An 8,993-nucleotide genomic window follows, 5' to 3' on the forward strand; every position below is an offset into this window, starting at 1 on the left:
CGCCTCACTCCCGTCCCAGGTCGCGGTGGGTCGCCCGTGCGTCGAGGCCGGCGTCCGTCAGCCGGCGCGCGATCTCCTCGGTCATCGCGACGCTGCGGTGCTTGCCGCCCGTGCACCCGACGGCGACGGTCATGAACCGCTTGCCCTCCCGCAGGTAGCCCTGCGCGACGCCCTCCAGCAGCGGCACGTAGGCGTCGAGGAACTCGGTGGCACCAGCCTGCGCCATGACGTACTCGGAGACCTCGACGTCCTTGCCACTGCTGGGCCGGAGCTCGGGGATCCAGTGCGGGTTGGGCAGGAACCGCATGTCGGCCACGAAGTCCGCGTCGACGGGGATGCCGTACTTGAACCCGAAGCTGGTCACCGTCACCTTGAGGCGGGTCGTGTCGGGGGTGCCGAACGCCTCCGCGATCCGGTCGGTCAGCTGGTGGACGTTGAGCGCCGACGTGTCGATGACCAGGTCGGCCTCGCTGCGCAGGTCGGCCAACACCTGCCGCTCGCGCTGGAGGCCGTCGAGCAGCCGCCCGGTCCCCTGGAGCGGGTGCGGGCGGCGGGCCGCCTCCTGCCGGCGGACGAGGACGTCGTCGGTCGCCTCGAGGAAGACCAGCGTCGTACGCCGTCCGGTCGCGCCCTGCGCCAGGTTCGCCTGCAGCGACTGGAAGAACGATCCCGAGCGGACGTCGACCACCACCGCGATCGGCTGCTCCTTGCCGCGGCTCTCGTCGACCAGCCGCACGACGTCGCGCAACAGGCTCGGCGGCATGTTGTCGACCACGTAGTAGCCGAGATCCTCGAGCTCCTTGGCCGCCGTGCTGCGCCCGGCGCCCGTCATGCCGGTCACGACGACCAGCTCGCCGTGGTGGTCGGCACTGGCTGCCGACACGCCCTCCGCCATGGTTCAGCCTTCCTCGATCTCGCCGGTCGCGGTGTTGACGCTGACGATGCTGGGACCAGTCTTGCCGGTCTCCTGCGCGACCGCCTCCTTGATCGCGGAAGCGGTGCGCTCGCCGATGCCAGGCACCATCGCGATCTCGTCGACGGTCGCCGCGCGCAGCTTCTTGAGCGAGCCGAAGTGCTTGAGCAGGGTCTTGCGGCGCACCTCGCCGAGGCCGGGGACGCCGTCGAGCAGGCTCTCGACCATCGACTTCGACCGTCGCGAGCGGTGGTGGGTGATCGCGAACCGGTGGGCCTCGTCGCGCACCCGCTGGAGCAGGTAGAGCCCCTCGCTCGACCGCGCGAGGATGACGGGGTCCTCCTGGTCGGGGAGCCAGACCTCCTCGAGCCGCTTGGCGAGTCCGCACACCGGGATGTCGACGATGCCGAGCTCCTCGAGCGCCCGCTGCGCCGCCGCGACCTGAGGCGCCCCGCCGTCGACGACCACGAGGCCCGGGGCGTAGGCGAACTTCCGGGGCCGGCCGGTCTCGGGGTCGACCAGCATCGGCCCGCTCTCGGTGACCTGCTCGGTGCTCGTGGCCTGCTCGTCGAGCAGCCGCCTGAAGCGCCGCGTGATGACCTCGTGCATGGCACGCACGTCGTCGGAGCCGTCCTGGCCCTTGATCAGGAACCGGCGGTACTCGCTCTTGCGCGCCAGGCCGTCCTCGAAGACCACCATCGAGGCGACGATCTCGGACCCCTGCAGGTGGGAGACGTCGTAGCACTCGATGCGCAGCGGCACCTCGTCGAGCCCGAGCGACTCCTGGATCTCCTCCAGCGCGCGATTGCGGGTCGTCAGGTCGCTGGCCCGCTTGGTCTTGTGGAGCGCCAGCGCCTGGGCGGCGTTCTGCTTGACGGTCTCCTGGAGGGTCCTCTTGTCCCCGCGCTGCGGGATCCGGATCGACACCTTCGAGCCGCGCAGGTCGCCCAGCAGGGTCTCGTACGTCGCCACGTCCGGCGGCAGCGCCGGCACCAGGATCTCCCGCGGGATCTCGTCGGGACCGGCGCCAGCGTAGAGCTGGAGGATGAAGTCGTCGACGAGCTTCGCCGTGTCGCCCTCGTCGACGCGGTCGGCGACCCAGCCGCGCTGGCCGCGGATGCGACCGCCGCGGACGTAGAAGATCTGGACGGCGACCTCGAGCGGGTCCTCCGCGAGCGCGATGACGTCGGCGTCGGTGCCGTCTCCGAGGACCACGGCCTGCTTCTCGAGGGCCTTGTTGAGCGCGCCGAGGTCGTCGCGCAGCCGCGCCGCCTTCTCGAAGTCGAGCGCGTCGGAGGCGGCGTACATCTCCTTCTCGATGCGCTTCACGAATGCCGAGGTGTGCCCGGCCATGAAGTCGCAGAAGTCGTCGACGATCGCGCGGTGCTCCTCGGCCGTGACGCTGCCGACGCACGGTGCGGAGCACTTGTCGATGTAGCCGAGCAGGCAGGGACGCCCGATCTGGCTGGACCGCTTGAAGACCCCCTTGCTGCACGAGCGCATCGGGAAGACCCTCAGCAGCAGGTCGACGGTCTCGCGGATCGCCCAGGCGTGGCTGTAGGGGCCGAAGTAGCGGGTGCCCTTGCGCTTGGCGCCGCGGCCGACCATCACGCGCGGGAACTCCTCGCCGACGGTCACGGCCAGCCACGGGTAGGACTTGTCGTCGCGGTACTTCACGTTGAACCGCGGGTCGTACTCCTTGATCCAGGAGTACTCCAGCTGGAGCGCCTCGACCTCGGTCTTCACGACCGTCCACTCCACCGACGCCGCCGTGGTCACCATCGTCGCCGTGCGCGGGTGCAGGTTGCCGACGTCCTGGAAGTACGACGAGAGCCGGGCGCGCAGGTTCTTCGCCTTGCCGACGTACACGACCCGACCGCGGGGGTCGCGGAACCGGTAGACACCGGGCTGGGTCGGGATCGAGCCGGGCGCGGGGCGGTAGGACAGCGGGCCTCGGGGCGAGCGCGGGGGTGGAGCGGGAGGCACGACCCAACCCTACGGTCCGGTGCCGACAGTCGCGCACCGCGGCCGTCGGCTCGTCAGGCGCGGCCGATCGTGCCGCCCTGCACGGCGACCGGCACCTCCTCGAGCGGCGAGCTCGCGGGTCCATTGGCGACGGAGCCGTCCTCGATCGAGAACCTGCTGCCGTGGGCATCGCCCCCGTCGTCGCCGCACGCGGCCAGGAGCGGCACTGCGACGCCGGCGACGGCCGCGCCACCGAGGGTGCGGCGCCGGGACAGCCGTGCGCTGTCGAGGGGTCCTTGCATGGGCTTACCTCCCGAGAGGGACCGCCCGGTCAGGCGGTCGAGATGGTGTCCCCGTCGACGCTGATGCTCACCGGGGCGAGGGGGGACGTGGCCGGCCCGTTGACGACCGAGCCGTCGGCGGCCGAGAACTTGCTGCCGTGGCAGGTGCAGTCGATCGTGCCATCGGCGATCCGCGCGACGACGCAGGACTGGTGGGTGCAGACGGCCGAGAACGCCTTGAAGTCGCCCTCGGTCGGCTGGGTGACCACCACCTTCTGGTCGCCGAAGATCTTGCCCCCACCGACGGGGACGTCGCTCGTCGCGCCGAGCTCCTCGCCGGCGGGAGGCGGTTCGGCGGCCTCGCCGCCGTCGTCACTCCCGCAGGCTGCGAGCAGGGGCGTGGCCACTCCGAGGGCGGCGGCTCCGGTCAACGTCTGGCGGCGGGTGATGCCGTCGGTGGTCACAAGTCGTCGTCCTCCATGCGTCTGTCACGGGTGCGCGTTCGTTGAAGTTCACACTAGCCGGGGACGACGTCTCGTCGGTGAGAGGCCGATGAGAGTCCGATGAGAGGCAGCGGGTCCGCCCTCCTAGACTGCGGGCCATGCTCGCGGCGCCCCAGCACGGCTTCGTCTTCCTCGCGGCGTCGAAGGCCGGATCGACCTCGGTCCAGCGCGCGCTGCGTCCCTACGCCCACCTCGAGATCCGGACGCCCCCGTCCGACAAGCACATGCCGCCTCGTCGCTTCGAGGCCGAGGTGGCGCCGCGGTTGGCGCGTGACGGCTTCCCGCGCTCGTCGTACGCCACGATCGCGATGGTGCGGCACCCGCTCGAGCTGGTCACGTCCTGGTGGCGCTACCGGTCCCGCCCGGACCTCGACGGCAAGGACCGCTCGACGGCCGACGTCACGCTGGACGAGTACGCCGAGCAGGTGATGGCCGGCGAGGGCGGCTTCACCCGGCCCTCGGTCTGGCTCTCCGACGACACCGGGACCGTGCTGGTCGACCGCCTGTGGAGGTACGACCACATCGACGCGCTGCTCGCCTGGGTCGGCGACCGGGTCGGGTCGCCGCTCGCGCTGCGACGGCTCAACCAGTCGCCCGAGCGCCCCGCCGAGCTCGACCCCGGCGTACGCCGCCGGCTCGAGGACTTCTTCGCCGCCGAGCTGGCGATCTACGCGGGCGCCGACTGACCGGTCAGCCGGCCTTCCGCGCCGCGGCCTTCTTGGCCGTCCCCGCCCGCGCGGCGGTCTTCCTGGCGGGCGCCTTCCGGGCGGGTGCCTTCTTGGCCGCGGCCTTGCGGGCCGGTGCCCTCTTCGCCTGCTCCGCGGCCCGGCCCTCGAGCAGGGGCGCGAGGAACTGGCCGGTGTAGCTGGCCGGGTTGGCCGCGACCGCCTCCGGGGTGCCCTCGGCCACGATCGTGCCGCCCCGCGAGCCGCCCTCGGGACCCATGTCGACCAGCCAGTCGGCGGTCTTGATGACGTCGAGGTTGTGCTCGATGACCAGCACGGTGTTGCCCTGGTCGACGAGGCGCCCGAGCACCAGCAGCAGCTTGCGGATGTCCTCGAAGTGCAGGCCGGTGGTCGGCTCGTCGAGCACGTAGACGGTGCGCCCGGTCGACCGCTTCTGGAGCTCCGAGGACAGCTTCACCCGCTGCGCCTCGCCGCCCGACAGCGTGGTGGCGGGCTGGCCGAGCCGGACGTAGCCGAGACCGACCTCGACCAGCGTCTTCATGTGCCGCGCGATCGCGGGGACCGCGGCGAAGAAGTCGGCGGCCTCCTCAATCGGCATGTCGAGGACCTCGGCGATCGTCTTGCCCTTGTAGTGCACCTCGAGCGTCTCGCGGTTGTAGCGCGCACCGTGACAGACCTCGCACGGGACGTAGACGTCGGGCAGGAAGTTCATCTCGATCTTGATCGTCCCGTCGCCGGCACACGCCTCGCAGCGGCCACCCTTGACGTTGAACGAGAACCGGCCCTGCAGGTAGCCCCGCATCTTCGCCTCGGGGGTCGAGGCGAAGAGCTTGCGGATGTGGTCGAAGACACCGGTGTACGTCGCCGGGTTGGAGCGCGGGGTGCGGCCGATCGGCGACTGGTCGACGTGGATGACCTTGTCGACGTGGTTGAGTCCGGTGATCTTCTGGTGACGGCCCGGGATCGCGCGGGCGTTGTAGATCTGCTTGGCCAGCGAGGTGTAGAGGATGTCGTTGACCAGCGTGGACTTGCCTGAGCCGGACACCCCGGTGACGGCCACGAACATGCCGAGCGGGAACGAGACGTCCACGTTCTGCAGGTTGTGCTCGCGGGCGCCGTGGACGGTCAGCTCCCGCCCCTTGGTGCGCGGACGTCGCACCTCCGGCACCGGGATCTCGCGGCGGCCGGAGAGGTACTGCCCGGTCATCGAGTCCGGGTGGGTGAGCAGGTCGGCCACGTTGCCGCTGTGGACGACCTGACCGCCGTGCTCGCCGGCGCCCGGGCCGATGTCGACGACCCAGTCGGCCACCCGGATCGTGTCCTCGTCGTGCTCGACGACGATCAGCGTGTTGCCGAGGTCCTTGAGGCGCACCAGCGTCTCGATCAGGCGGTGGTTGTCGCGCTGGTGGAGGCCGATCGAGGGCTCGTCGAGCACGTAGAGGACACCGACCAGGCCGGCGCCGATCTGGGTCGCCAGCCGGATGCGCTGCGCCTCGCCACCGGAGAGCGAGCCCGACGGCCGGTCGAGCGAGAGGTAGTCGAGGCCGACGTCGAGGAGGAAGTTCAGCCGCTCCTGGATCTCCTTGAGGACCCGCTCGCCGATCTGCCGCTCGCGTGCGGTGAGGTCGAGGTCGCGCAGGTAGTCGGCGGTCTCGTTGATCGGCAGCGCACAGACCTCGGCGATGCTCTTCCCGCCGTCCTGGAGCGACGCGCCCAGCGTCACCGACATCGAGACCGGCTTGAGGCGACTGCCGCCGCACGAGGGGCAGGGCACCTCGCGCATGAAGCCTTCGTAGCGCTCCCGGCTGACGTCGGACTCCGCCTCGTGGTGGCGTCGCTCGATGTAGGAGCCGACGCCCTCGAACTCCGCGTAGTAGGCGCGCTGGCGTCCGTAGCGGTTGCGGGTCACGACGTGGACCTTGGTCGGGTGCCCGTTGAGGATCGCCTTCTGCGCCTTCGCCGGCAGGTCCTCCCACGGCGTGTTGAGGTCGAAGCCCAGCTCGTCGCCGAGGGCGCCCAGCAGTCGCAGGAAGTAGTCGGCGACGTGCGCCTGGCTCCACGGCTGGATCGCGCCCTCGCCGAGGGTGGCCTCCGGGTTGGGCACGACCAGCTCGGGGTCGACCTCGAGCCGGGTGCCGAGTCCGTGGCAGGCCGGGCAGGCGCCGAACGGCGAGTTGAACGAGAACGAGCGCGGCTCGAGCTCGTCGGTGTCGATCGGGTGCTCGTTGGGGCACGCCATCTTCTCGCTGAACCGCAGCTCGCGACCGGGGTCCTTCGCATCGAGGTCGACGAAGTCGAAGAGCACCAGGCCGCCGGCGAGCTGCAGCGCCGTCTCCACCGAGTCGGTGAGGCGCCGCTTGGACGACGCCTTGACGGCCAGTCGGTCGACCACGACCTCGATCGTGTGCTTCTTCTGCTTGTCCAGCTTGGGTGGCTCGTCGAGCGCGTACGTCTCACCGTTTACCCGGGCCCGCGAGAACCCCTGCGTCTGCAGCTGCTTGAAGAGCTCGACGTACTCGCCCTTGCGGCCCCGGATCACCGGTGCGAGCACCTGGAACCGGCGGCCCTCCTCCAGGGAGAGCACCCGGTCGACGATCTGCTGCGGCGTCTGTCGCTCGATCGGCGCGCCGCAGGTCGGGCAGTGTGGTCGGCCCGCGCGCGCGTAGAGGAGGCGGAGGTAGTCGTAGACCTCGGTGATCGTGCCGACCGTCGAGCGCGGGTTCTTCGAGGTGGACTTCTGGTCGATCGACACTGCGGGCGACAGGCCCTCGATGAAGTCGACGTCGGGCTTGTCCATCTGGCCGAGGAACTGACGGGCGTAGGCGGACAGCGACTCGACGTACCGCCGCTGGCCCTCCGCGAAGATCGTGTCGAAGGCGAGCGAGGACTTGCCGGACCCGGAGAGGCCGGTGAAGACGATCAGCGAGTCACGCGGCAGGTCGAGCGAGACGTCCTTGAGGTTGTGCTCCCGGGCACCCCGGATGATGAGCTGGTCCGCCACTGACTGATTCCCCTCGCTTCGAACAGACGTTCGCCATCCTAACGGGCGCGAGCAAGCCACGACGACCCGGGACGCGCCGGTGGTCCCCACGATCTCACGGGCCACCGACAATGCCCGCGGGTCGACCGGTCCGGCAGGATGTGACCATGACCGACCTCACTGCGGAGACCGTCGTGGACACCGAGCTGCCGGAGGCGACGCGTCGCCTCGTGCGCACGGTCGACGCGCTCCCCGATCCGGCGTACGCCGAGCCGAGCGGGCTGCCCGGCTGGACACGCGCGCACGTCGTCGCCCATCTCGCCCTGAACGCCGAGGGCCTCGCCGGCGCGCTGACCGGTGTGGTCGAGGGACGGCGGGTCTCGATGTACCGCTCCCAGGAGGACCGGGACGGCGACATCGAGTCGCTGGCGACGGCGGCTCCCGCCGTGCTGCGGTCGCGCCTGCTCGGCGCGTGCACGGACCTCGCGGACGCGATCGACGCGGTCCCGGACGACGAGGGCGAGACGGTGGTCGAACGGGTGCCCGGCGGCCGGACCTTCCGCGTCGGCGACGTCCCCTGGATGCGGTTGGGCGAGGTGGAGATCCACCACGCCGACCTCGACGCCGGCTACACCCACCCGCAGTGGCCGGACGCCTTCGTCCTGCACGTCCTGGACTCCAAGCACCTCCGCGACCCCGCCGCCGGCGCGTTCTCCCTGCAGCCCACGGACCTGGACCGGGCGTGGTCCGCCGGCACCGGCGGTCCGACCGTCACGGGCACCGCCAGCGAGCTGGCCTGGTGGCTCACCGGACGACCGGCGCCCGGTCTCACCTGCGAGGGCGGCGCCCTGCCGCGGATCGGAGGCATGTGACATGGCCTACACCGGAGCCGTGACGGTCGGCGGTGGGCCCGACGTACGCGAGCTGCAGCACCTCGTGATCACCAAGGTCGCCGTGGACCCGACGATGTCGAACAACTGCTACCTCCTGCGCTGCCGCGAGACCGGCGACCAGGTCTTGGTCGACGCCGCCGACTCCGCCGAGACGCTGCTGCCGCTGATCGGGTCCGCCGGACTCACCACGGTCGTGACGACCCACCAGCACTGGGACCACCACCGGGCGCTGTCCGACGTCGTCGCGGCGACCGGCGCGGGCGTCGTCGCCGGAGCGCCCGACGCCGAGGCGGTCACCGAGCAGACCGGCGTAGCCGTCACGCGGTCCGTGCACGACGGGGACACGGTCGTGGTCGGCTCGTGCACGCTGTCGGTGATCGCGCTCGACGGGCACACCCCTGGCTCGATCGCCCTGCTGTACGACGATCCGTCCGGCCACCCGCACCTCTTCACCGGGGACTCGCTCTTCCCGGGCGGCGTCGGCAACACGTTCGGCGACTCCGCCGCCTTCGACCGCCTCATCGCGGACGTGTCGACCAAGCTGTTCGACCGACTCCCCGACGACACGTGGTTCTACCCCGGTCACGGTGACGACTCCACGCTCGGCGCCGAGCGCGCGTCGCTGCCGGAATGGCGCGCGCGCGGCTGGTGACGACTACCCACTTCCCCTGTCATGTCCTGCGGTGGAACTGGACCTGGCCGGTGGGCAGGTAGGTGGTGTCGTAGTTTGGGTCGTGGGCGCGGTTGTGGTGCCAGTGGCAGAGGCTGACGC

General features: G+C 71.0%; 8 protein-coding genes. 3 read left to right on the forward strand and 5 right to left on the reverse strand.

What is annotated here, in order from left to right; genetic code table 11:
- Positions 1-4 precede the first annotated feature (4 nt).
- Genes rapZ through PZ894_RS03810 form a run of 4 tightly spaced genes read right to left on the reverse strand, consistent with a single transcriptional unit; the run spans position 5 to position 3,623 of the window.
- Positions 5-895, reverse strand: coding sequence for an RNase adapter RapZ (gene rapZ, locus PZ894_RS03795; RefSeq protein ID WP_275742634.1), 891 nt, complete (start codon positions 893-895; stop codon positions 5-7).
- 3 nt (positions 896-898) lie between these two features.
- Positions 899-2,899 (reverse strand): excinuclease ABC subunit UvrC, encoded by a 2,001-nt coding sequence (uvrC, locus tag PZ894_RS03800; protein ID WP_275742636.1) that lies wholly within the window; start codon positions 2,897-2,899, stop codon positions 899-901.
- 53 nt (positions 2,900-2,952) lie between these two features.
- Complete coding sequence (locus tag PZ894_RS03805; RefSeq protein WP_275742638.1) at positions 2,953-3,180, reverse strand: hypothetical protein; 228 nt, start codon at positions 3,178-3,180, stop codon at positions 2,953-2,955.
- A 29-nt stretch (positions 3,181-3,209) separates the two neighbouring features.
- Positions 3,210-3,623: a Rieske (2Fe-2S) protein gene (locus tag PZ894_RS03810; RefSeq protein ID WP_275742640.1), complete on the reverse strand. Its 414-nt coding sequence runs from the start codon at positions 3,621-3,623 to the stop codon at positions 3,210-3,212.
- A gap of 137 nt (positions 3,624-3,760) precedes the next feature.
- Between PZ894_RS03810 and PZ894_RS03815 the strand changes: the two genes are divergently transcribed.
- Positions 3,761-4,348, forward strand: coding sequence for a hypothetical protein (locus PZ894_RS03815; RefSeq protein WP_275742642.1), 588 nt, complete (start codon positions 3,761-3,763; stop codon positions 4,346-4,348).
- Between the two features lie 4 nt (positions 4,349-4,352).
- Here the strand turns inward: PZ894_RS03815 and uvrA are convergent, their stop codons facing one another.
- Positions 4,353-7,349, reverse strand: a complete 2,997-nt coding sequence (uvrA, locus tag PZ894_RS03820) for an excinuclease ABC subunit UvrA (RefSeq protein ID WP_275742644.1) — start codon at positions 7,347-7,349, stop codon at positions 4,353-4,355.
- Between the two features lie 146 nt (positions 7,350-7,495).
- On the opposite strand from uvrA, the gene PZ894_RS03825 reads away from it, so the two are divergent.
- Both PZ894_RS03825 and PZ894_RS03830 read left to right on the forward strand, forming a co-directional pair.
- On the forward strand, positions 7,496-8,200 hold the full coding sequence (locus PZ894_RS03825) for a maleylpyruvate isomerase family mycothiol-dependent enzyme (protein WP_275742646.1): 705 nt from the start codon (positions 7,496-7,498) through the stop codon (positions 8,198-8,200).
- A 1-nt stretch (position 8,201) separates the two neighbouring features.
- Positions 8,202-8,873 carry an MBL fold metallo-hydrolase gene (locus PZ894_RS03830; protein ID WP_275742648.1) on the forward strand — a complete coding sequence of 224 codons (672 nt, stop codon included), beginning with the start codon at positions 8,202-8,204 and terminating at the stop codon, positions 8,871-8,873.
- Positions 8,874-8,993 lie beyond the last annotated feature (120 nt).

This window comes from Nocardioides sp. YIM 152315 (assembly GCF_029210375.1).
Taxonomy (GTDB): domain Bacteria; phylum Actinomycetota; class Actinomycetes; order Propionibacteriales; family Nocardioidaceae; genus Nocardioides.

What these genes read in the sequence shown, in the direction of transcription:
- PZ894_RS03830 (WP_275742648.1), top strand. Translation starts at nt 8,202, where the DNA reads ATGGCCTACACCGGAGCCGTGACGGTCGGCGGTGGGCCCGACGTACGC.
- rapZ (WP_275742634.1), bottom strand. Translation starts at nt 895, where the DNA reads ATGGCGGAGGGCGTGTCGGCAGCCAGTGCCGACCACCACGGCGAGCTG.
- PZ894_RS03825 (WP_275742646.1), top strand. Translation starts at nt 7,496, where the DNA reads ATGACCGACCTCACTGCGGAGACCGTCGTGGACACCGAGCTGCCGGAG.
- PZ894_RS03805 (WP_275742638.1), bottom strand. Translation starts at nt 3,180, where the DNA reads ATGCAAGGACCCCTCGACAGCGCACGGCTGTCCCGGCGCCGCACCCTC.
- PZ894_RS03815 (WP_275742642.1), top strand. Translation starts at nt 3,761, where the DNA reads ATGCTCGCGGCGCCCCAGCACGGCTTCGTCTTCCTCGCGGCGTCGAAG.